The organism is Microbacterium sp., from assembly GCF_041641055.1.
Lineage (GTDB): Bacteria > Actinomycetota > Actinomycetes > Actinomycetales > Microbacteriaceae > Microbacterium.
The window spans coordinates 45,328-66,015 of record NZ_JBEPZB010000005.1; the positions used below are offsets into that span (position 1 = coordinate 45,328).

The following is a 20,688-nucleotide window of genomic DNA, read 5'->3' on the forward strand; positions in this document are numbered from 1 at the left end:
TCGGCGACGATGGGAGCATGCTCTGGCCGTTCGGAACCACCTGGCGCCCGGTGCGGCAGAAGCGCCGCAGCACCGTGGACCTGCGATGGCTCAGCGCGCGGTCGTGGACGCGCCGCTGGTATCCGCAGGGCATCGATCTCGGGCTCTGGCATGGTCGGCGCACCCTCGCCGTGAGCTGGTTCCGTCAGCAGCTCGACGGCCGCCATCTGGCCTCCCGCATCGCCTTCGTCGACCTCGAGAGGTCACGCCACCTCGACGTGCTGCTCGCCGTCGAGGAGGACGGCGAGCTCCAGCCGGCGCAGATCCACGCGGGCGGCCTCGCCTGGTTCGACGACCGCCTGTTCGTCGCCGCCACCGGACGCGGCATCTGGGAGTTCGACCTCGGTGGCATCCGACGGGTGCGGGGCGCGGAGGCACGGCGTCTGGCCGGCGCACGCGGGCGCGGTCTGCGCGCCACGGCTCTCGTGGCCGTGCGGCGTCGCGTGCATCCGATCGACATCCGCTGCTCGTACCTCGGGCGCGTGTTCGACGACGACGGCACGCCGCTGCGTCGCGTGCTCATCGGGGAGTACACCCGCGATGAGAAGGGACGGGTCGCCGAGTTCACGGTGCCGACCTCCGACGACGAGGACTTCAGCGAAGAGGCCCGCTTCACGCCCGGCATCGCGCAGATGCAGGGCGCGGTGCGGTGGGGCGCGCGTCACTTCGTCTCGCAGTCCGACCGCATGCGCCCTGGCGTGCTCTGGACCGGAGCACGTGACGCCCTCGTGCGCGACCGGGTCCCGTTGCCGGTCGGCTGCGAGGACCTCGCCCTCGACCTCGACGCGAAGCTGCTGTGGTCCCTCGGGGAGCATCCTTGGAAACGCGTCGTGCGCGGCATCCCGTTCTCGAGCCTCGGCGTCGAGGGCTGACAGCAGACCCCTCAGCTCGCGAACGTAGACTGTGGGAGTGAAGAACCGCGCGCCTTTCCTCGTCTACACCGTGCTGCGCCTGCTGGCATTCCTCGTGCCGCTGGCCATCATGTGGTTCTTCTTCCCGATCTTCCGGGAGTTCTGGTGGCTCGCCGCGATCTTCGCCGCCCTCATCGGCGTCAGCATCTCGATGCTGTTCCTGCGCGAGCCCCTGACCGGCGCGTCGGCGCGGTTGGTCGAGCGCCGCGAGGGCCGCAGCTCGGCCGGACAGGACGATGCGGATGCCGAGGACGAGGCGATCGACGACGCCGACAGGCGCTGAGCACCGACCTCAGGTCTTGACCTCGGCCCTCACCAGCGGGGCCCCGGGAAGTGAGTGCTCGGGTCAGCCGACGAACGCCCAGAACAGCGCGCCGGCGTACAGCAGGGCGGTCAGCGACGTCAGCGCCAGAGCGACGACCAGCTCCTTCGCCTGGCGGTACGTCCAGACGATCAGCACGGCGGGAAGGCCGGCGAGCAGCGCAAGCAGGCCGATCCACGCGATCGGATAGAGCAGCGCGATGAAGGCCAGGATCCCGAAGGGCACCAGCACGAACAGGGTGAAGAGCACCTGGGTCGCACGGCGACCGATCAGCACGGTCAGGGTGCGCTTGCCCACCACTCGATCCTGATCGATGTCGCGCAGGTTGTTGGCGAGCAGCACGGCGCAGGCGAACAGGCCCGCCGCGATCGCTCCGAGCCAGGCCTGCTGCGGCAGCGCGAACGCCTGCACCCAAGTGGTGCCGAGGGTCGCCACGAGCCCGAAGAACACGAAGACGAAGACCTCGCCGAGGCCGAAATAGCCGTACGGACGCTTGCCGCCGGTGTAGAACCAGGCGGCGATGATGCACGCGGCGCCGATCGCCAGCATCCACCACTGCTCCGTGCGCACGACGATGGCGACGCCGACCGCTGCGGCGAGCGCGAAGAACACCAGCGCGGTGACGAGCACGGTGCGCGGCTTCACCCTGCCCGAGGCGGTGAGACGGGCGGGGCCGACGCGTACGGCATCCGTGCCGCGGATGCCGTCGCTGTAGTCGTTCGCGAAGTTGACGCCGATCTGCAGCAGCACGGCGACGGCGAGGCAGGCGAGGGCGATGACCCAGTGGAACTCGGGCCCCGTGCTGCGCGCGGCGCCGGTGCCGATCACCACGGGGGCGACGGCGAGCGGCAGGGTGCGCAGCCGTGCGGCGCCGATCCAGTCTCCGACGGTCACCGGTCCCGCCTCGATGACGGGACGTCTGGCCGGATTGCCGCTCGCCCGCTTGGCGGGGTTGCCGCTCACGCGGGGCTGGTTCTTCTTGCGCTTCGAGGATGCTGCCACGCAGGAATCCTACTGGGAGCGCCGATGGGCCCCGTCGAACGATGCGTTCAGTCGCGGCGGAAGGTCACGTGCGTGACGCCGCTCTCAGCGACCTCCGCATGGAATCCGTAGTCCTTCTCGATTCCGCGCAGGTCGTCCCAGATCCTCTCGCCGCTGCCGATCACGAGCGGATTCACCGCGAGGTGCAGCCGGTCGACCAGGCCGGCGTGCAGGAACTGCCGCACCGTCTCGACGCCGCCGCCGATGCGCACATCCGCCTCACCCGCAGCAGCCAGCGCCCGCTCCAGCACCTCTTCCGGCGTCGCGGACAGGAAGTGGAACACCGTGCCGTTCGCGAACTCGATCGAGTCGCGGGGCGAGTGGGTGAGGACGAACACCGGGACCTCGAACGGCGGCTCGTCGCCCCACCAGCCGCGCCACTCCGCGTCGTCGGGGTGCTGGTGCAGACCGAACATGCCCGCCCCCATGATCTCGGCGCCGATGTTCTCGAAGTACTCCTGGGCGTACCGGTCGTCGAGACCGGTCGTGCCGGCTCCAGAGTCGTCGCCGAGCACCCGGCTTCGGAAGGTGCGCGTGGCGGTGTACGCGGCGACCAGGCGCGACCAGTCCTCCCCGAACGGGTTCTCCGCGGTCTGGTCGGTGGTGGTCGCGAATCCGTCGAGGGACACGTTGAGATCGACGCGGACTGCCATGTGGTTCTCCTTGCTCGGAAGCGGAAGCGGATGCGGCGTGGATGCGGAAGCGGGTGGGGCGGTCAGGCGTTCGGGTTGGTGTCCTTGCCGTCCAGCCACAGCGTGTCGGACTTGTCGCCGTGCGCGCCGGGCTTGCCGACGTGCTTGTCGCTGATCTTCGGCCCCTTGAGGATGACGTGCACCATCGCCTGCGCGTGGCCGTGCCCGAGTGCGTACTCCTCCTTCAGCCAGTTGAGGACGACCGTGGACTTCGTGGTCTGATCGAACCCCTGCGCCGTCGCGAGTTCGATGAACTGCCGAGGGGTGAGGCCGGTCTGGGTCTCGACCTTGTCGAGGTATGCCTGGAAGGACATGGGTGCTCCTGAATGTGTGCGTCGGTGTGATGAGTCGGTGGGTCAGTCTTCGGAGAGGAACGTCTGGATGATCGTCGCAGATGCATGGATACCCATGAGGCGGAGCATCCCTGTCCCCGCGTTGACGAAGCAGTGCGGGATGTACGCCGGGCCGGTCGCGGTGTCCCCCGCGTGGGCGGTGAACGTCTCCCCGCCGACGGTGATGCGCGCCGTGCCCTCCAGCACGACCCAGGTCTCGGAGTACGGATGCCAGTGCAGTCCCGGACCTTCGCCCGGCTGATTCTCGACGAAGAAATAGGAGATGTCCGCCTCGTGCGCGGCGCCCTCGAACCGACGACTGCGGCCGCTCCCGATTCGGAGGTCGGAGCCTGAGACGATGCTCGTGCCTGCTGCTCTGCTGTTCATGAGCCCAGTCTCGACAGCGACATCCGGTCCTCCTAGAGTTTCGATGTGGATCGAAACATGACGCACTCGGACGTCGGCGGGCCGATCGAAGGGATGGAGCACCCGGACCACCGGGTCGAGTTCCATCTCAGCCCGGGAGACATCCAGGCCGTGCGGTTCGGGGTCTCCCCCGGGCACGAGCTCGCGCACGCCGTGCGAGTGCTGCTGCGGCCGGCGCAGCACCCGCTGCAGTGGGGATGGCTGCGGGCGGTGCGTGACAGACTCCCCAGGGAGAGTTTCGGACTGCTGGCCACCGTGATCGGGGACGACGGCTACCTCCCCGATTTCCTCACCGCGACGCCGAGGTGGGACATGACGCCCGAGGCCGAGCTCGAGGCGCTGCGCCACAGCGACCTCGACCCCATGCGCGTCGACTTCGGCAAGATGGTGCTCCGCTCGTCCGGTGCTCGCCAGCGGATCCTGCGTGAGATGCAGGAGCGCCCGGAACGGGCACGCGAGATGATCGCCGACGCGTGGTCCGAGGTGTGGGATGCCGTGCTCGCCCCGGTGTGGCCCCAGCTGGAAAGACTGCTGCGCGCCGACATCTCGGTGCGCTCCCGCACCATCGCGACCGCAGGGATCGCCGGGATGTCCGCAGGGCTGCACCCGAAGGTGAGCTGGGGCGACGGCGCGGTGCGTGTATCCCTTCGCCGCCACAGTGAAAGGGTCGACTGCCGCGGGGGCGGTCTCGTGCTGGTGCCGTCGGTGATGTCGTCGTGGGGATGCATGGTGCTCACCGAGCCCCCGGCCCAGCCGACTCTGTTCTACCCCGCACGCGGCGTGACCGCCGGCTGGGCGCGCGATGCGCAGGACGTGGCCGACGCACTCGGAGCGCTCCTCGGTCCCGCCCGCGCGACGATCCTGCTCGCCGCAGGGTCTGCCCGGACCACCTCCCAGGTCGCCCGGGACACGGGGATCGCGGCATCGACCGCCTCCCATCACCTCGCGGTGCTGCGCGACGCGGGTCTCGTCTCGAGCGAGCGCGCCGGCGCCCGGATGCTGCACCTGCGCACCCCGCTCGGCGAGGCGATGGTCGGGGCGGTGCTGTGACGTCCGCGGATCGCTAGTCGGACGCCTCCGAGCCCTCGGGGTCGTCCGGCGTGACCGTGACGATGGGGCGGTGCTCGTAGTAGGTCTGCAGCACGACCGTCGTGCGGGTGCTCACGTTCGCCGCACCTCTGATGTCGCGCACCAGCTCCTCCAGCGCGCGCGGGGAGGCGACCCGCACGAACAGCATGTAGCTCGCGTCGCCGGCGATCGAGTGACAGGCCTCGATGGCGGTCAGGTGCTCGAGGAGCTCAGGAGCGTTGTCGGGCTGAGCGGGATCCAGCGGCGTGATCTCGATGAAGGCCGAGAGCGGAGCTCCGACCAGTTCCGGATCCAGGATCGCGCGGTACCCGGCGATCACCCCGCGCGTCTCCAGTCGCCGCAGGCGCGACTGGACCGCAGACACCGACAGGCCGACCGTCTCGGACAGCTGCGAGAGCGTCGCGCGGCCGTCTCGGGAGATCTCGGACAGGATCATGCGGTCGACAGAGTCATCCATGGTGTAATAATATCGTGTGGATTCCGTTTTCACAGGAATCTTTCCGTCAGAAGTCTCCGATCGGAGGTCCCGATGTCCATCATTTCCGCCAACAGCTCCGCTGCACAGGCCATCGTCGGCGAACCCGAGGTCGTCGAGGACGCCTCTGTCGCCGAGCAGAGCGCCGCCTGGGCCCAGCTCAAGGATGCCGCCATCGCGATCCGCGAGCTGCAGATCAAGGACGGCTCGATCCCGGATACCGCGCACCACGCCGCCGCTCGTGATCTGGTCGCGGCGATCACCGCGGGCATCCGGGCACTCGCCCCCGCCTTCCCGCACGACGCCGAGTACCTCGCCGCGTCGATCGTGGACTTCGACCGCTGGGTCGCCGAGGGCTTCGGCGTGCCCGACTTCCTCGACTCGCTCGTGGCCTTCCAGCCGCAGCAGCACCGCGTCGACGGCATCCGTCACCTGGTCGTGTTCCCGATGTACACGCAGAACGGCTCCAGCGACCGCCTCGTCGAGGCGCTGATCGTCGAGACCATCTGGCCGGAGTTCATCGCCGCACTCGAGGCGGGCGACTACGGCAACAAGCTGTTCGTCTCGCTGCGGCTGGTGGACTTCACCCCCGGATACGACACGAACTCGGCCGTGCTGTTCCCCGAGACGGTCGCGATGCGCGAGATCCCGAGCTTCACATGGGGCGCGATCTTCCAGGACCGCGAGGCCGCGCGGTACCGCCGCGTCACGCGGGCAGCATCCGAGATCACCAAGCTCGACCTGCCCGAGCGGGCGGCGGCGATGCTCGACGACCAGGCGCTCACCGAGCGTGCCTTCGTGATGTGGGACATCATCCACGACCGCACGCACATGCGAGGCGACCTGCCGTTCGACCCGTTCATGATCAAGCAGCGCATGCCGTTCTTCCTCTACTCGCTCGAGGAGCTGCGGTGCGATCTGACCGCGTTCCGCGAGTCGGTGAAGATCGAGCGCTCGCTCGACGCCCGCCGCGCTGCGGGTGAGGAGCTGACCTCGTCGGAGCAGGAGATGCTCGACCACGCGGGGCTCGTGCAGTACGCGGTGATCTTCGACCGCATCTTCCGGTTCGCCATCACCGGCTCCCGGGTGCGCAACTACGACGGGCTCGGCGGTCAGCTGCTGTTCGCGTGGCTCCACCAGCGGGGCGTGCTGCACTGGACCGACACTGCGCTCGCATTCGACTGGACGGCCGTGCCCGACGCGGTCGTCGCCCTCGGCGATGCGATCGACGAACTGTACTGGCGCTCGATCGACCGCCCGAAGACGGCGCACTGGCTGGCCGCGTACGACCTCGTCCGCTCCGTCCTCACCCCGAACCCCGCCTCGCGCTGGGCACGCGGTCTGCCGGACGACATCCTCGCCGGCGCCCCCAAGGGGTTCACCGACGCGGTGCTGGATGACGAGTTCCCCCTGTCCATGTTCTTCGAAGCCCTCGACAAGAAGATGAAGCCGGTCATCGAGTCGACCGTCGGCATCCGGGGCACCGACGACTGACTCGAATCGCGCATTTCTGGGGTTCGGCCGTCTGCATCGGTCGGACGCAGCGTCTGCGGCCATCCCCCGGGGTGGCCGCAGAACTGTATCTACACGAGAGTTGAGCACATGAGCGTCACCGACCGGACCGTCCTTCTCGCCGGGGCCACCAGCGCCTCGGGTCTGGCCCTCACCCGCGCGCTGGTCGAGGCCGGGGCGCGCGTGGTCGCGACCGGGCGATCGGCGGAGCGCCTCGAGCCGCTGCGCTCGATCGGCGCGCGGGTCGAAGTCGCCGACGCCACGTCGCTCGCGGCGATGACGGAGCTGTCCGCGCGTCTCGGAGCGGTCGATGCGGTGCTCCCGCTCATCGGCGGTTGGCGCGGTGGCGGTGGTCTGGCCGGGCAGACGGATGAGGACTTCCACGCCCTCCTGCCGGCCTTCGACGCCGTGCGCGCCACCAGTCGTGCGTTCGACACCGCGCTGCGCGCCTCGGAGTCCGGCCGCTTCGCGATCGTCTCCTCGACAGCGGTCGGCCGTCCCCTGGCGGGCGGCGCGACCTATGCCGCGGTCAAGGCGGCGAGCGAGGCCTGGACGAGGGCCGTCGCGCAGGGCTTCGCGAAGGCGGCGCGGGATGCCGGGGAACCGCTGCGTGCGGCCTCGGTCGTCTTCCGCGCGAAGGCGCTGGATCCGGACTCGCTCGTCCCGCAGGTGCTCGCTCTCTGGGACGTCGACGCCGCAGCCCTCAACGACCAGGTCATCACGCTCGACTGATCGTCGGGTTGCGATTTCCGCGGCGCACGTCAGCGGCGCGCGTCGGGGACTTCCGGCGGCAGCCCGCGCAGGGGTGGAGGCGCCTCCACCTCGGAACCGCGCTCGCCGCGCTCGTTCCTCGTCCCGCTCGCGCTCACGTCTCCGCTCGCGGCCGCGCCTCCGATTCCGTTCTCGCCTCCGGTCTCGCCTCCGTTCTCGCCGAGATCCTGTTCCGGGGCGTTCGCGTAGAGCTCGGTGAGCTGGCGGTACGACTTCGTGAAGAACGCCAGGGTCGCGGCGATGACCATGATGATGCCCGCGAACAGGCAGATCAGGGCGATGCCTCGCGCCTCTCCTTCACCGAGGAGCCACTCCCACCTCCGCTGCCCGGCATCCGTCTTCATGTACGGGATGATCAGGAACTCCGCGATCGGCGCGATCAGGAACGCCGTCACCGGGGCGGCGGCGGCCTCCATCGCGGCGGCGACTCCGAACACGCGGCCCTGGCGGTCGTAGCGCACGACCTTCTGGATGATCGTCTGCTCGGCGGCTTCGACCGGCGGCACGAGCGCCATGTACACCCACATGCCGATGACGTAGAGCGGCCACCACTCGCGCAGCATGAACACCGATCCCAGGATCCCCATCGCGATCACCACGAGCAGCAGCGTGCGCATGGGCTTCGGACCGAGCCCGAACCTGGCGACGAGCCCGCCGCCGATCAGGAATCCGGTCGACGCGAACGCCAGCGCGAAGCCCCACATCTGGGCATCGAAGAGGGTGAGGCCGTACGGGTCCATCAGGGCCATGTACACGCCGCCGATGAGGTTGTTGAACGTCGAGAAGATGATGAGCGCGAACAGCCCGGGCGCGAGGCGGATGGCCGTGACGCTGCCGCGGAAGTCGAGCGCGCTCTTCGCGTCGGGGTCGGGCTTCGGCGCACCCTCCGGGATGCGGATGAAGAGCAGGTGCACGAAGGTGAGCACCATCGCGCCGATCGCGATCGCGAGGGTCCACCCCATGCCGAGGAAGCCGATCGAGAGCCCGGAGAAGACGCTGGTCACCAGGAACGCCAACCCCTGGACGGTGCCGACCAGCCCGTTGGCATTCGCCCTGCGCTCCTCGGGCACGAGCAGGGTGACCGTGGTCGAGAGCGCGATGTTGCGCAGCTGCTCGATGACGCCGCCGAAGAGGATGATCGCCGAGAAGAGCCAGAACCACGGGCCGCCGAGATCGAGCAGCGCGGCCTCCTGCTGCCACACATACAGCGCACCGGCGATGAGGAACGCCATGGCCGAGATCACGCTCGAGAGCAGCATGACGGTGTGCTTGCGGTTGCGGTCGACGATCGTGCCGAAGATCATCGCGAAGAAGGCGATGAGCAGCATGTAGGCGCCGCCGATGATGCCCGTGGCCAGCACCGACTGGGTCTCGATGTAGACCCAGAACGTCAGCGCGAACCACAGGAAGCTCGTCGTCACGTTCGCGATGAGCGTGTTGACGAGGACGTTGGCGAAGGCGGTCTTCGCAGCGCTGCGATCCATGGGTCCGAGGGTAGGCCGGGCCGCGGACATTCGGAAGTGCTGTATGCCGCTCCCGAGCATCGCGACTCCGCTTCCGGGCCTAGGCTTGTGCGGTGACTATTCAGCATGACCCCGCGGTCCGGGGCTTCGCCAGCGACAACTATTCCGGCGTCCACCCCGAGGTCCTCGCGGCCATCGCCACGGCCAACGGCGGGCACCAGGTGGCCTACGGCGAGGACGCCTACACCGAACGTCTGCAGGAGGTGTTCCGCTCGCACTTCGGCGAGGGGATCGAGGCCTTCCCGGTGTTCAACGGCACCGGCGCGAACGTCACCGGCCTGCAGTCGATGCTGCCCCGCTGGGGCGCTGTGATCGCGGCATCCACCGCGCACATCAACGTCGACGAAGGCGGCGCCCCTGAGAAGATCGGCGGCTTCAAGCTGCTCACCGTCCCGACCGACGACGGCAAGCTGACCCCCGAGCTCGTCGACCGTGAGGCCTGGGGCTGGGGCGACGAGCACCGTGCGCAGCCGCTCGTGGTCTCGATCACCCAGTCGACGGAGCTCGGCACGCTGTACTCCGTCGACGAGATCCGTGCGCTCGCGGACCATGCGCACGAGCGCGGGATGACGCTGCACCTCGACGGTGCGCGCATCTCGAACGCGGCCGCCGCCCTCGACGTGCCGCTGCGCACCTTCACGCGCGACGCCGGCGTCGACGTGCTGAGCTTCGGAGGCACCAAGAACGGCGCCATGCTCGGCGAGGCGATCGTGGTGCTGAACCCCGAGGCGTCGACCGGCCTGCGCTACCTGCGCAAGTTCAACATGCAGCTCTCGTCGAAGATGCGCTTCGTCTCCGCGCAGCTCATCGCGCTGCTCGAGGGCGACCTGTGGCTGCGCAACGCGCAGCACGCGAACGCCATGGCACAGCGCCTGCGCTCGGCCATCGAGGCCGGCATCGCCGCCGGCGAGATCACCGGAGTGACCTTCACCCAGCCGACGCAGTCGAACGGCGTGTTCGCCGCGCTGCCGGACGGCATCGCCGATCAGCTCCGCGCCTCCTTCCGGTTCTACGACTGGGACGCCGCGCGCAACGAGGTGCGGTGGATGTGCGGTTTCGACACCGAGGAGTCGGATGTCGACGCGTTCGTCGCAGAGCTCGCGAGGCTCACCTCACGCTGAGCGTCCCCCGTGCGAACGAGGCCCCCGCCGCCGGTTCCGGTGGCGGGGGCCTCGTCGCGTGCAGACAGTCCGCAGGCGTCAGCGCTTGGACTTGCGATACCCGGCGTTGACCGCCGCCTTCTCGCTCGAGAAGCACGCCTCCGGCTTGGTGCGCGTATAGAACGCACCGGACTTCACGTGGTAGATCATCGAGCTCTTGTTGCCCTTGATGGGCGCCCATGCCGGGCAGTTCCAGGTCGACACCGGCTTCGCCTGCGCCGGATATGCGACCGCCGCGGTCGCGCCCGACACCTTCGCCGCCGAGATGTAGCCGCTCTTGGTGCCGGTCACCTTCACCGTGATCCGCGAGCGCACCATCGCTGCCGTGAGCACGAGCGACGAGCCGGTCGCACCCCTGATCGCCTTTCCGTTCATGTACCACTGGTAGGTGAGCCTCGTGCCGCTGGTCCAGGAGCCGGCGGAGGCGGTGAGGCGTGAACCGAACAGCGCCGATCCGGTGATGCGGGGCACCGGGGCGGAGAGCAGCCCCTTGACCGCCGCCGTCGCCTTCGACCGCTTCGATGCGGAGGCGTACCCCGCCTTCGCGCCGGTGACCACGACGGTGATCGTCTTGACCGCGGCAGCCGCAGGGATCTTGAACGACGCCGCGTTCGCCCGCGAGACTGCGGCACCGTTGATGTACCACTGGTACGTGAGCCTCGTCCCTGCGGTCCACGTGCCGGGCTTTGCGGTGAGCGTCTTCCCCACCGTGGCCGTGCCGGTGATGGTCGGCACGGGAGCAGCCAGCGGGCGCAGCACTGCGGCCGTCGAAGCGGACACCTGCCACGCGGAGGCGTACCCGCTCTTGGTCCCGGTCACCTTGACGGAGATCCGCTTGCCGGCGAGCGCGACCGGAAGAACCAGGGTGGATGCGGACGCCTTCGCGATCGCCGCCCCGTTGGCGTACCACTGGTAGGTGAAGGTCGCCCCTGTGGTCCACGCGCCTGGCGCGACGCGCAGGGTCTGTCCGACGGTCGTCGTGCCGGACACCGTGGGGACGGAGGTGTCGAGGATGCGGAGGGCCGCGAGCGTCGCGGAGACCTGACCGCGCGACTGCACGGTTTCCAAGACGACCGGAGTGGCCTTGGTGAAGGTGGGCGCGTCGTTCCACCATTCCGAGACGGCACCCGGCGCCGCCGAGAGGAACGCGACCCGGTAGTCGCCGGCCGGGATTCCACCGACGACGTACGACCCGTCGCCGGCGACGTAGTTCGCTGCGGCGACCACGCCGCCCGCACCGTCGGCGGGATACACCGCGACGGCGACGCGATCATCGGCGAGACCGACGCCGGCCGGCATGGTGACGATCCCCGAGAGCGCCGCGGAGGGCTCGAGGATCGCGTCCTGGGCCGACAGCCCGTCCGGCGTGAGCGAGAGCAGGGCAGGATCCTCCCCGAGTCCGGTGCGGACCTCCGTGTCGAACACCGCGCGCCCCTCGGAGAGCACCGAAAGCACGAGGTCGCCGACGGGCACGCGCAGCAGATAGGTGCCGTCGTCGGCGACAGGAGCGGCGGCCAGCGGTGTCGAGCGCTCGGTTCCCGGCGCGTAGGCGGCGACGTACGTGCGCCCTGCCGCGAGATCGACCCCATCGGGGAAGTCGACGGTGCCCGAGATCTCGCCCACGGCGTCGGGCTCTCCCACCGGCGGCTGCGTCGCCACGCTCGCGGCCTCCGCCAGTGCGAGCGGGAGCTGATCGGCGATGGCCGCGTGCTCGGGGGCGACGACGGCCGCCGTCTCAGCACTGACGGCCGGGACGGCCGCGGATGCGGGCGCGCCGACCGCGACCAGCATCGAAGCCAGGAGTGCGGTGGTCACCGTCGCGGCGGCGGAGCGCGCAGATCGGGTGAGTGCGGGGAACACCATGAGGCATCCTCTCGGGCAGGAGAGGCGGCCAGGCGACCGCCGTCAGATACGGCGCTCTGGACAGATCACCTGAGATATGGATACACCGGAATACAGTTCGGCGCCACAATCGGTGGAGAAAAAGGTGCCGAACGCGATCAGACTGTCAGCGCAGCAGGCCGAGATTCGCGAGCGCGAGTCGGATGAGCGTGCCGCGCCCACCCTCCATCTCGGCGGCGACCGCATCCGATCCGGCAGCCTCGGGCGAGAACCAGGTCACCTCGAGCGCATCCTGGCGGGGTTCGCAGGTTCCCGTCACCGGCACGACGAAGGCGAGCGACACCGCATGCTGCCGATCGTCGTGATAGGCGCTGACCCCGGGAATCGGGAAGTACTCGGCGACCGTGAACGGCAGCGGCTGCGGCGGCAGGAGCGGGAAGGCCATCGGGCCGAGATCGTTCTCGACATGGCGGAACAGCGCGTCACGGATCGTCTCGCCGAAGCGCACGCGCCCCGACACGATCGTGCGCGTCATCTCTCCCATGGGGGTGGACCGCAGCAGGATGCCGATCTCCGTGACCTGCCCCGACCCGTCGGTACGCACCGGGATCGCCTCGACGTAGAGCATCGGCAGGTGCCGACGGGCCTCAGCGAGCTCGAACTCGCTCAACCATCCCGGATTCGCATCGCGCGACGGCGGCTGAGCGTCGCCGAAGCCCTCGATCCCGTCGTCGGGCTCAGGGTCGGGATCAGGTGTGCGGACGGCCATGTGTCCTTTCTACCAGCCGTGCCCGCGAGCCGACACCGGCTTGACGCCGGCGACCGGCATACGATCGCGCCGCCCGCCGACGGTCTGTCGTCGGCCGCTGGCAGGATGGAGGCGTGAGCGAACAACTGGTGATCGACGGCCTCCTCACCCGCTGGTCGACGACGGAACGCGCAGGGATGCCGCTGCTCGTGCTCCTGCACGGCTACGGCTCGGACGAGCACGATGTCTTCGGCCTGCTCCCCTACCTGCCGGACGGCATCGCCGTGGCATCCGTCGCCGCCCCCCTCACTCCCCCGTGGCCGATGCCAGGGCGCTCCTGGTACGCCATCGAGGACCTCACCGAACCCGACCCCGCCACGGTCACCGCCGCAGCCGAGGCGCTCCTGCGCTGGCTCGACGACGCGGCCGCCGACGCACCGTCCGTGGCGCTCCTCGGCTTCTCGCAGGGAGCGGCCGTCGCGCTCCAGACGCTGCGCCTCGCGCCCGAGCGCGTCGCCGCAGTCGTCGCGCTGAGCGGATACGTCGCGTCCGGCGCTCTCGAGGGCGACGACGTGCTCGCCGAGACCCGGCCACCGGTGTTCTGGGGTCGAGGGACGAACGACGAGGTCATCCCTGCGGCGCGCATCGCCCATACCGCCGACTGGCTGCCGTCGCATTCGGAGCTGTCCGGCCGCGTGTACACGGGACTCACCCACAGCATCTCGGAGGCAGAGCTGGGCGACGTGCACACGTTCCTCGCGAAGTGGTCGGAGCGCTCGGCCGCATCTTGACGCCCCTGCGATCGGAGCGACACGCCCGGGGTTGCGGAACTCCGACACGCCCGGGTATCGTCGTGGAGTCCTGTCCGCCGTGTCTGGAAGTCCTTTGATCTGATCCGTCGCCTCCGCGCTCTTTCTCTCGCGCGCTGACCCGACGATCGCCGACTCCACGGCAGACCACGCCCGCTGTCCTTCTCGACGGCACCCCCGCTCAGACGGGATCCCGGGCGACCGGTGTCAGTGCACCCCGCACTCGACAGGAGACACCATGTCAGTCCCCACTCTTCACTCCTCGGTCACTCTCGACCGTCTCACGTTCACCTGGCCCGACGGCACGACGGCGCTCGATGCCGTCTCGGGCTCGTTCGGCTCCGGGCGCACCGGGCTCGTCGGCCGAAACGGCGCCGGCAAGTCGACTCTGCTGCGCCTCATGGCGGGCGAGCTGGCCCCGACCTCGGGGTTCCTCACGACGACCGGCGACGTCGCCTACCTGCCACAGCGGCTCACTCTCGACGTCGACCGCCGGGTGTCCGAGCTGCTCGGGGTGGCCGATGCCCTGGACGCCGTCCGGGCGATCAGCGTCGGCGACGTCGACCAAGCGCACTTCGACGCGGTCGGCGACGACTGGGACATCGAGGCGCGCGCCGAGATGTCGCTCGCGGAGGCCGGGCTCGCCCCCGGCTTCCTCGACCGGCGCATCGGCGAGTTGTCGGGCGGTGAGGCCGTGCTCGTCGCCATCGCCGGCATCCGCCTCCGCAAGGCCCCGATCACGCTGCTCGACGAGCCGACGAACAACCTCGACCGCGAGGCACGCGCCGCACTGGCCGCGATGGTCAGGTCGTGGAAGGGCACGCTGATCGTGGTCAGTCACGACCTGTCGCTCCTCGAGCTGATGGACGACACGGCCGAGCTCTACGCCCAGACGCTGAGCGTGTTCGGCGGCCCGTACTCCGAATGGAGGGCCTGGCTGGACGCCGAGCAGGAGGCGGCGCGACAGGCGGAGGTCACCGCGAAGCAGGAGTTCCGCAAGGAGAAGCGTCAGCGGATCGAGGCCGAGGTCAAGCTGGCACATCGTGCCCGCACGGCCAAGAAGGCCGAGATCGAGAAGCGCGTGCCGAAGATCGTCGCGCACGGTCGCAAGATGGCTGCCGAGGTGTCGGCGGGGCGGCTGCGCACCGAGGTCGGGGCCAAGGAGGATGCCGCCAGAGCCGCGCTCGACGACGCAGGTCGTCGGCTCCGGTCGGACGCCTCGATGAAGATCGAGCTGCCGGACCCGCAGGTGTCGCGCAGCCGTCGAATCGCGGCGATCGACGACGGGGAGCGGTCCTGGATCATCCAGGGCCCCGAGCGCGTCGCACTGATCGGTCGGAACGGCGTCGGCAAGACGACTCTGCTCGAGCGGCTGGTGGCGTCTGCTCGCCACAACTCCGGAGATGCGGCACCCGACGCCCGGGATCAAGCCGATGTGGCTGGGCGCGACGCGGATCTCCGGAGTTATGGAGACGTGCTGACCGCGACAGCTCTCACCGATCGGGTCGGCTACCTGCCGCAGCGCGTCGACGGCCTGGACGAGCACCGGTCCGTGTTCGAGAACATCGCGGATGCGGCGCCCCAGGTGCCGGAGAAGGAGCTGCGCAACCGGCTCGCCCGCTTCCTGATCCGCGGGGCCACCGCCGAACGCCCGGTCGCGGCGCTCTCCGGCGGGGAGCGGTTCCGGGTGGCGTTGGCGAAGCTGCTGCTCGCGGATCCGGCCCCGCACCTGGTGGTGCTCGACGAGCCGACCAACAACCTCGACATCGACACGGTCGACCAGCTCGTCGAGGCGCTGCGCGCCTATCGCGGCGCCGTGCTCGTCGTCAGCCACGACGACGCGTTCCTCGCGAGACTCGATCTCGGACTCCTGCTAGAGATCGAGCCGGACGGCTCCCTGATCGAGCGCTGAGCTCAGGCCCGCCGGCTCCGCATCGCCCTGGTATGGGCGATCGCGGGGTCGGCGGCGAGCAGCGCGTACTCCTCCGAGTCTCGGGGCACCAGGGCCACCCGCCCGTCGGCGTCATGGGCGATGCCCCAGCCGTAGCGCTTGCCGAGCGGCGACGAGCGCAGGCACGGCTGTCCCTTCGCGAAGAAGGCCTCGCGGGCGGCGACGTCGTCGGGGTCGATCCCGTTCCGCAGCGCGTGCGTGGCGAAGATCACGTCATCCGACGTGCGCGCATACGGCTCTTCGGCGATCAGGCGATGGTGCAGAGCCGCGATCGTCGGCTTCTCGCCGGTCGGCGGCTCTTCGGCGTGGTCGACGGGGCAGTCCTCTGCGACCTCGATGAAGGTGCTCACGTAGTTCGTGGTGTGCGTCGCCATGCATACAGGATGCCCGTGGCCACCGACAATGGCGACCCCGATGTCGGTGGCACCGACGATGATGGAGGGATGAGCGACGTGCTCGATCGGTTCACCCCTGCCACGCAAGACTGGTTCCGGGGTGCCTTTCCCGCACCCACCCCCGCTCAGGCCGGCGCCTGGAACGCGATCTCGGCGGGCAAGCACGCGCTGGTCGTGGCGCCGACCGGCTCCGGCAAGACGCTCTCCGCCTTCCTGTGGGCGATCGACAGCGTGTTCCGCGAGCGCACCGAGCAGCCCACCCCGGCTGCGAAGCGCACGAAGGACGCCGACGTTTCGCGCACGCGCATCCTCTATATCTCGCCACTGAAGGCGCTCGGCGTCGACGTCGAGCGCAACCTGCGCTCCCCTCTCATCGGGATCGGCCAGTCGGCCCGTCGGCTCGGCGTCGAGGCACCGGCGGTGACCGTCGGAGTGCGCTCGGGCGACACGACCTCGAGCGATCGACGCAAGCTGGTCGCCGACCCGCCCGACATCCTCATCACGACCCCCGAGTCGCTCTACCTCATGCTCACGAGCCGCGCCGGCGAGACGCTGCGCGACGTGCACACCGTCATCATCGACGAGGTGCACGCGGTCGCGGCCACCAAGCGCGGCGCCCATCTGGCGGTGAGCCTCGAGCGGCTCGACGCCCTGCGCCGCATCCACGGGCACGAGTCCCCCGCCCAGCGGATCGGCCTGTCGGCGACCGTCCGCCCGATCGACGAGGTCGCCCGCTTCCTCGGCGGTGCCGCGCCGGTCGAGATCGTCGCGCCGCCGGCATCCAAGACCTTCGAGCTCGGAGTCGTCGTCCCGATGGACGACATGACGAATCCGCCGCCGCCTCCCGGTGCACCGAGCGACGCGGGAGAAGGCCCGGATGCGGAGTACACCGAGGTCACGGGCTCGGTGTGGCCGCATGTCGAGGAGGCGATCGTCGACCGCATCCTGCAGAACAAGTCGACCATCGTGTTCTCCAATTCCCGTCGGCTCGCCGAGCGACTGACCGGACGTCTGAACGAGATCTACTCCGAGCGCATCGGGGTCGCGCTGCCCGACTCGACGGTCCCGGCGGCGATGATGGCGCAGGCCGGCGCCACGGCCGGAGCGGACCCGGTGCTCGCCAAGGCGCACCACGGCTCGGTGTCGAAGGAGCAGCGCGCGCAGGTCGAGGAGGAGCTGAAGTCCGGGGTGCTGCGCTGCGTGGTCGCGACGAGCAGTCTGGAGCTCGGCATCGACATGGGAGCGGTCGATCTGGTCATCCAGGTCGAGGCTCCGCCGTCGGCGGCGTCCGGTCTGCAGCGCGTCGGCCGCGCGGGCCACCAGGTCGGCGAGATCAGCCGTGCTGCGCTGTTCCCCAAGCACCGCGGCGACGTGCTGCACACCGCGATCGTGACCGAGCGGATGCTCGCGGGCAAGATCGAGGCGATCCAGGTGCCGCGCAATCCGCTCGACATCCTGGCGCAGCAGACCGTGGCCGCCAGCGCCCTGGGCGAGATCAGCGTCGAGGAGTGGTTCGAGACGGTGCGACGCTCCGCGCCTTTCCAGTCGCTCCCCCGCTCCGCATACGAGGCGACGCTCGACCTGCTCGCCGGGCGCTTCCCCTCGGACGAGTTCGCGGAGCTGCGGCCCCGACTGGTGTGGGATCGGGATGCCGGCACTCTCACCGGCAGGCCCGGGGCGCAGCGGATCGCGGTCACCAGCGGCGGGACGATCCCCGACCGCGGCCTCTTCGGCGTGTTTGTCGCCGGCGAGACGACCGGCGCCCGCGTCGGCGAGCTCGACGAGGAGATGGTCTACGAGTCGAGGGTCGGCGACGTCTTCACGCTCGGCACGACGAGCTGGCGCATCGCCGAGATCACGCACGATCGCGTGAATGTGATCCCCGCGTACGGCCAGCCGGGAAAGGTGCCGTTCTGGCACGGCGACGGCATCGGCCGGCCCTTCGAACTCGGCGAGGCTCTCGGCCGTTTCTCCCGCGAGGTGTCGTCCGCGACTCCCGAGAAGGCGGCGCAGCGGCTGATCGACGCCGGACTCGACGAGCAGGCGCGATCGAACCTCATGGCGCATCTCACCGAGCAGCGCGAGGCCACGGGCACTCTGCCGACCGACCGCACGCTGACCGTCGAGCGCGGTCACGACGAGGTGGGCGACTGGCGGGTGATCCTGCATTCCCCGTACGGCATGAAGGTGCACGCCCCGTGGGCGCTCGCGATCAACGCCCGCATCCGCGAGCGGCTCGGCGTCGAGGGGTCGGCGGTCGCGAGCGACGACGGAATCATCGTCCGCATCCCGGATGCCGAGACGGAGCCTCCTGGTGCCGAGCTGTTCGTGTTCGATCCCGACGAGCTCGAGCAGCTGGTCACCCAGGAGGTGGGCGGATCCGCACTGTTCGCCTCGCGCTTCCGCGAGTGCGCCGCCCGCGCCTTGCTCATGCCGCGGACGAATCCGAACCGCCGCACCCCGCTGTGGCAGCAGCGCCAGCGGTCGGCGCAGCTGCTCGAGGTCGCCCGGCGGCATCCGACCTTCCCGGTGATCCTCGAGACCCTGCGCGAAGTGCTGCAGGACGTGTACGACCTCCCGTCGCTGCGGCGGCTGGCGGTGTCGATCGCCGACCGACGCATCCGTCTCGTCGAGACCCAGCCCTCGCAGCCCTCGCCCTACGCGCGCGATCTGCTGTTCGGCTACGTCGGCGCGTTCATGTACGAGGGCGACTCGCCTCTCGCCGAGCGTCGCGCCGCCGCGCTGTCGGTCGATCCCGCACTGCTGGGCGAGCTCCTCGGCACGGTCGAGCTCCGCGAGCTCCTCGACCCCGAGGTCATCGCACAGTTCGAACGGGAGGCGCAGCGCCTGGATCCGGAGCGCCGCGCGCGCGGACTCGAGGGCGTGGCCGACCTGCTGCGGATGCTCGGTCCGATGGACGCCTCCGAGATCGACGCGCGCCTCGACCCCGAGACCGGTGCCGCGTCCGCGCACCTCGACGCCCTGATCACCGCGAGACGCGCCATACCTGTCACGGTGGCCGGCACGACCCGCGTCGCGGCCATCGAAGACGCGGGCCGCCTCCGCGATGCCCTCGGTGCAGCCCTGCCGACCGGCATCCCCGTCGCGTTCCTCGAACCTCTGGCGGATCCGCTCGGAGACCTCGTCGCCCGGTACGCCCGCACCCACGGTCCGTTCACGACGGATGCGATCGCCGCCCGCTTCGGCCTCGGTGCGGCCGTGGCCCGCCACACCCTGCAGCGCCTGGAGCACTCGGGGCGGCTCACGAGCGGATACTTCCTGCCCGAGGCGTCGGGCACCGGGAACGAGACGGAATGGTGCGACACCGAGGTGCTGCGCCGACTCCGGATGCGGTCGCTCGCCGCGATCCGCGGCAGCGTCGAACCGGTCTCTCCGGAGGCCTATGCGCGGTTCCTCCCCGACTGGCAGCACCTCGGCCGACCTCTCGAGGGCCTCGACGGCGTGCTCGCCGTCATCGAGCAGTTCGCCGGTGTCCCCATCCCCGCGAGTGCCTGGGAATCGCTCGTTCTTCCCTCACGGGTGCGCGACTACTCCCCTGCCCTGCTCGACGAGCTCACGGCGGCAGGCGAGGTGATCTGGTCCGGCCACGGCACCTTGCCCGGTCGGGACGGGTGGGTCTCGCTGCACCCGGCCGACCTCGCCCCTTTCACGCTGCCCGAGCCCGACGACGAGATCGCCGCCGACTCGCTGGAGGCGCGGGTGCTCGCAGCGCTCGAGGCGGGTGGTGCGTACTTCGCCGGGCAGCTGAAGGAGATGGCCGGTGCCGAGAACGAACAGTCGGTGCTCGAGGCGCTCTGGTCGCTGACCTGGGCGGGACGCGTGACGAACGACACCTTCGCGCCCATCCGCTCTCTGCTCGCCGGCGGTTCGCAGGCTCACCGCGTCACCCGGCGGTCGCCGCGCACACGCACCTATCGGGGGATGTCCCTGGCCCGCACCGCACCGCGGCCGACCTCGATCGGCGGACGCTGGTCACTGCTCCCCTCGGTCGAGACGGATGCCGCTCGTCGCGCCACCGTCACCGCCGGGCTGCTGCTGGATCGCTACGGGGTGGTGACGCGCGGCGCCGTGCAGGCCGAGGGCGTCCCCGGCGGATTCGCCCAGACGTACCGGGTGCTCGCCGGCTTCGAAGAGGCTGGCCACTGCCGCCGGGGCTATGTGATCGAGAGGCTCGGCGCCGCCCAGTTCGCCGCCTCCGCGACCGTCGACCGGCTGCGCACCTTCGCCGGCCTCGCCGATCCGCCGCCGCGGGCCGCCGTCACGCTCGCAGCGACCGACCCTGCCAACCCCTACGGCGCAGCCCTCGGATGGCCCAAGCGCGATGACGTGTCGCACCGTCCCGGTCGCAAGGCCGGGGGTCTGGTCGTGCTCGTCGACGGATCGCTCGTGCTGTACCTCGAACGCGGCGGCCGCACGGTGCTGTGCTTCACCGACGACGCGGACGTGCTGCGGGCCGCGGCAGCCGACCTCGCGACCACCGCCCGCGCGCGCCGACTCGACACCCTCACGGTCGAGAAGGTCAACGGAGACGGCGTCTACGGCACCGAGCTCGCGCTCGCACTGCAGGAGGCCGGGTTCGTCGCGACACCGCGCGGCTACACCCTGCGCAAGGCGATCTGACCGACCCGA

18 protein-coding genes are annotated in these 20,688 nt (G+C 70.1%); 9 read left to right on the plus strand and 9 right to left on the minus strand.

Features of this window, described 5'->3' with window-relative positions:
• The first annotated feature begins 17 nt into the window (after nucleotides 1-17).
• Entirely contained in the window at nucleotides 18-911 is an 894-nt protein-coding gene (locus ACESK8_RS04650; protein WP_372967494.1) for a hypothetical protein, read from the plus strand.
• A gap of 37 nt (nucleotides 912-948) precedes the next feature.
• On the plus strand, nucleotides 949-1,233 hold the full coding sequence (locus ACESK8_RS04655; protein WP_372967495.1) for a DUF4229 domain-containing protein: 285 nt from the start codon (nucleotides 949-951) through the stop codon (nucleotides 1,231-1,233).
• Nucleotides 1,234-1,296: 63 nt separating this feature from the next.
• Here the strand turns inward: ACESK8_RS04655 and ACESK8_RS04660 are convergent, their stop codons facing one another.
• From ACESK8_RS04660 to ACESK8_RS04675, 4 genes are all read right to left on the minus strand, one after another.
• Nucleotides 1,297-2,274 carry a 1,4-dihydroxy-2-naphthoate polyprenyltransferase gene (locus ACESK8_RS04660; protein WP_372967496.1) on the minus strand — a complete coding sequence of 326 codons (978 nt, stop codon included), beginning with the start codon at nucleotides 2,272-2,274 and terminating at the stop codon, nucleotides 1,297-1,299.
• A gap of 47 nt (nucleotides 2,275-2,321) precedes the next feature.
• Nucleotides 2,322-2,966: a dihydrofolate reductase family protein gene (locus ACESK8_RS04665; RefSeq protein ID WP_372967497.1), complete on the minus strand. Its 645-nt coding sequence runs from the start codon at nucleotides 2,964-2,966 to the stop codon at nucleotides 2,322-2,324.
• Between the two features lie 62 nt (nucleotides 2,967-3,028).
• Nucleotides 3,029-3,319, minus strand: a complete 291-nt coding sequence (locus tag ACESK8_RS04670) for a DUF4287 domain-containing protein (RefSeq protein ID WP_372967498.1) — start codon at nucleotides 3,317-3,319, stop codon at nucleotides 3,029-3,031.
• Nucleotides 3,320-3,361: 42 nt separating this feature from the next.
• Nucleotides 3,362-3,724 carry a cupin domain-containing protein gene (locus ACESK8_RS04675; protein ID WP_372967499.1) on the minus strand — a complete coding sequence of 121 codons (363 nt, stop codon included), beginning with the start codon at nucleotides 3,722-3,724 and terminating at the stop codon, nucleotides 3,362-3,364.
• Between the two features lie 57 nt (nucleotides 3,725-3,781).
• On the opposite strand from ACESK8_RS04675, the gene ACESK8_RS04680 reads away from it, so the two are divergent.
• Nucleotides 3,782-4,813, plus strand: coding sequence for a DUF5937 family protein (locus ACESK8_RS04680; RefSeq protein ID WP_372967500.1), 1,032 nt, complete (start codon nucleotides 3,782-3,784; stop codon nucleotides 4,811-4,813).
• 13 nt (nucleotides 4,814-4,826) lie between these two features.
• On the opposite strand, the gene ACESK8_RS04685 is transcribed toward ACESK8_RS04680, so the two are convergent.
• The gene (locus tag ACESK8_RS04685; RefSeq protein WP_372967501.1) at nucleotides 4,827-5,309 is read right to left on the minus strand and encodes an Lrp/AsnC family transcriptional regulator; all 483 of its coding nucleotides are present in this window, start codon (nucleotides 5,307-5,309) and stop codon (nucleotides 4,827-4,829) included.
• A gap of 72 nt (nucleotides 5,310-5,381) precedes the next feature.
• Here ACESK8_RS04685 and ACESK8_RS04690 point away from each other — a divergent pair, with 72 nt between their 5' ends.
• The gene (locus tag ACESK8_RS04690; RefSeq protein ID WP_372967502.1) at nucleotides 5,382-6,821 is read left to right on the plus strand and encodes a DUF6421 family protein; all 1,440 of its coding nucleotides are present in this window, start codon (nucleotides 5,382-5,384) and stop codon (nucleotides 6,819-6,821) included.
• A 108-nt stretch (nucleotides 6,822-6,929) separates the two neighbouring features.
• Complete coding sequence (locus tag ACESK8_RS04695; RefSeq protein WP_372967503.1) at nucleotides 6,930-7,571, plus strand: SDR family oxidoreductase; 642 nt, start codon at nucleotides 6,930-6,932, stop codon at nucleotides 7,569-7,571.
• 29 nt (nucleotides 7,572-7,600) lie between these two features.
• Here the strand turns inward: ACESK8_RS04695 and ACESK8_RS04700 are convergent, their stop codons facing one another.
• Nucleotides 7,601-9,094, minus strand: coding sequence for an MFS transporter (locus ACESK8_RS04700; RefSeq protein ID WP_372967504.1), 1,494 nt, complete (start codon nucleotides 9,092-9,094; stop codon nucleotides 7,601-7,603).
• Nucleotides 9,095-9,186: 92 nt separating this feature from the next.
• On the opposite strand from ACESK8_RS04700, the gene ACESK8_RS04705 reads away from it, so the two are divergent.
• Nucleotides 9,187-10,254: a low specificity L-threonine aldolase gene (locus tag ACESK8_RS04705; protein WP_372967505.1), complete on the plus strand. Its 1,068-nt coding sequence runs from the start codon at nucleotides 9,187-9,189 to the stop codon at nucleotides 10,252-10,254.
• 78 nt (nucleotides 10,255-10,332) lie between these two features.
• On the opposite strand, the gene ACESK8_RS04710 is transcribed toward ACESK8_RS04705, so the two are convergent.
• On the minus strand, nucleotides 10,333-12,156 hold the full coding sequence (locus ACESK8_RS04710; RefSeq protein WP_372967506.1) for a hypothetical protein: 1,824 nt from the start codon (nucleotides 12,154-12,156) through the stop codon (nucleotides 10,333-10,335).
• A 145-nt stretch (nucleotides 12,157-12,301) separates the two neighbouring features.
• The gene (locus tag ACESK8_RS04715; protein ID WP_060927669.1) at nucleotides 12,302-12,904 is read right to left on the minus strand and encodes a DUF4916 domain-containing protein; all 603 of its coding nucleotides are present in this window, start codon (nucleotides 12,902-12,904) and stop codon (nucleotides 12,302-12,304) included.
• Nucleotides 12,905-13,017: 113 nt separating this feature from the next.
• Between ACESK8_RS04715 and ACESK8_RS04720 the strand changes: the two genes are divergently transcribed.
• Together ACESK8_RS04720 and ACESK8_RS04725 are read left to right on the plus strand one after the other, a co-directional pair.
• Nucleotides 13,018-13,674, plus strand: coding sequence for an alpha/beta hydrolase (locus ACESK8_RS04720; protein ID WP_372967507.1), 657 nt, complete (start codon nucleotides 13,018-13,020; stop codon nucleotides 13,672-13,674).
• Nucleotides 13,675-13,930: 256 nt separating this feature from the next.
• Nucleotides 13,931-15,604: an ABC-F family ATP-binding cassette domain-containing protein gene (locus ACESK8_RS04725; RefSeq protein WP_372967508.1), complete on the plus strand. Its 1,674-nt coding sequence runs from the start codon at nucleotides 13,931-13,933 to the stop codon at nucleotides 15,602-15,604.
• Between the two features lie 2 nt (nucleotides 15,605-15,606).
• Here the strand turns inward: ACESK8_RS04725 and ACESK8_RS04730 are convergent, their stop codons facing one another.
• Nucleotides 15,607-16,017 (minus strand): DUF6157 family protein, encoded by a 411-nt coding sequence (locus ACESK8_RS04730; protein ID WP_372967509.1) that lies wholly within the window; start codon nucleotides 16,015-16,017, stop codon nucleotides 15,607-15,609.
• Between the two features lie 69 nt (nucleotides 16,018-16,086).
• Here ACESK8_RS04730 and ACESK8_RS04735 point away from each other — a divergent pair, with 69 nt between their 5' ends.
• The gene (locus ACESK8_RS04735) at nucleotides 16,087-20,679 is read left to right on the plus strand and encodes an ATP-dependent helicase (RefSeq protein WP_372967628.1); all 4,593 of its coding nucleotides are present in this window, start codon (nucleotides 16,087-16,089) and stop codon (nucleotides 20,677-20,679) included.
• Nucleotides 20,680-20,688 lie beyond the last annotated feature (9 nt).

Coding starts and splice junctions, on each gene's coding strand:
- ACESK8_RS04650 (WP_372967494.1), top strand. CDS start 18: ATGCTCTGGCCGTTCGGAACCACCTGGCGCCCGGTGCGGCAGAAGCGC.
- ACESK8_RS04665 (WP_372967497.1), bottom strand. CDS start 2,966: ATGGCAGTCCGCGTCGATCTCAACGTGTCCCTCGACGGATTCGCGACC.
- ACESK8_RS04670 (WP_372967498.1), bottom strand. CDS start 3,319: ATGTCCTTCCAGGCATACCTCGACAAGGTCGAGACCCAGACCGGCCTC.
- ACESK8_RS04675 (WP_372967499.1), bottom strand. CDS start 3,724: ATGAACAGCAGAGCAGCAGGCACGAGCATCGTCTCAGGCTCCGACCTC.
- ACESK8_RS04680 (WP_372967500.1), top strand. CDS start 3,782: ATGACGCACTCGGACGTCGGCGGGCCGATCGAAGGGATGGAGCACCCG.
- ACESK8_RS04685 (WP_372967501.1), bottom strand. CDS start 5,309: ATGGATGACTCTGTCGACCGCATGATCCTGTCCGAGATCTCCCGAGAC.
- ACESK8_RS04690 (WP_372967502.1), top strand. CDS start 5,382: ATGTCCATCATTTCCGCCAACAGCTCCGCTGCACAGGCCATCGTCGGC.
- ACESK8_RS04695 (WP_372967503.1), top strand. CDS start 6,930: ATGAGCGTCACCGACCGGACCGTCCTTCTCGCCGGGGCCACCAGCGCC.
- ACESK8_RS04700 (WP_372967504.1), bottom strand. CDS start 9,094: ATGGATCGCAGCGCTGCGAAGACCGCCTTCGCCAACGTCCTCGTCAAC.
- ACESK8_RS04710 (WP_372967506.1), bottom strand. CDS start 12,156: ATGGTGTTCCCCGCACTCACCCGATCTGCGCGCTCCGCCGCCGCGACG.
- ACESK8_RS04715 (WP_060927669.1), bottom strand. CDS start 12,904: ATGGCCGTCCGCACACCTGATCCCGACCCTGAGCCCGACGACGGGATC.
- ACESK8_RS04725 (WP_372967508.1), top strand. CDS start 13,931: ATGTCAGTCCCCACTCTTCACTCCTCGGTCACTCTCGACCGTCTCACG.
- ACESK8_RS04730 (WP_372967509.1), bottom strand. CDS start 16,017: ATGGCGACGCACACCACGAACTACGTGAGCACCTTCATCGAGGTCGCA.
- ACESK8_RS04735 (WP_372967628.1), top strand. CDS start 16,087: ATGAGCGACGTGCTCGATCGGTTCACCCCTGCCACGCAAGACTGGTTC.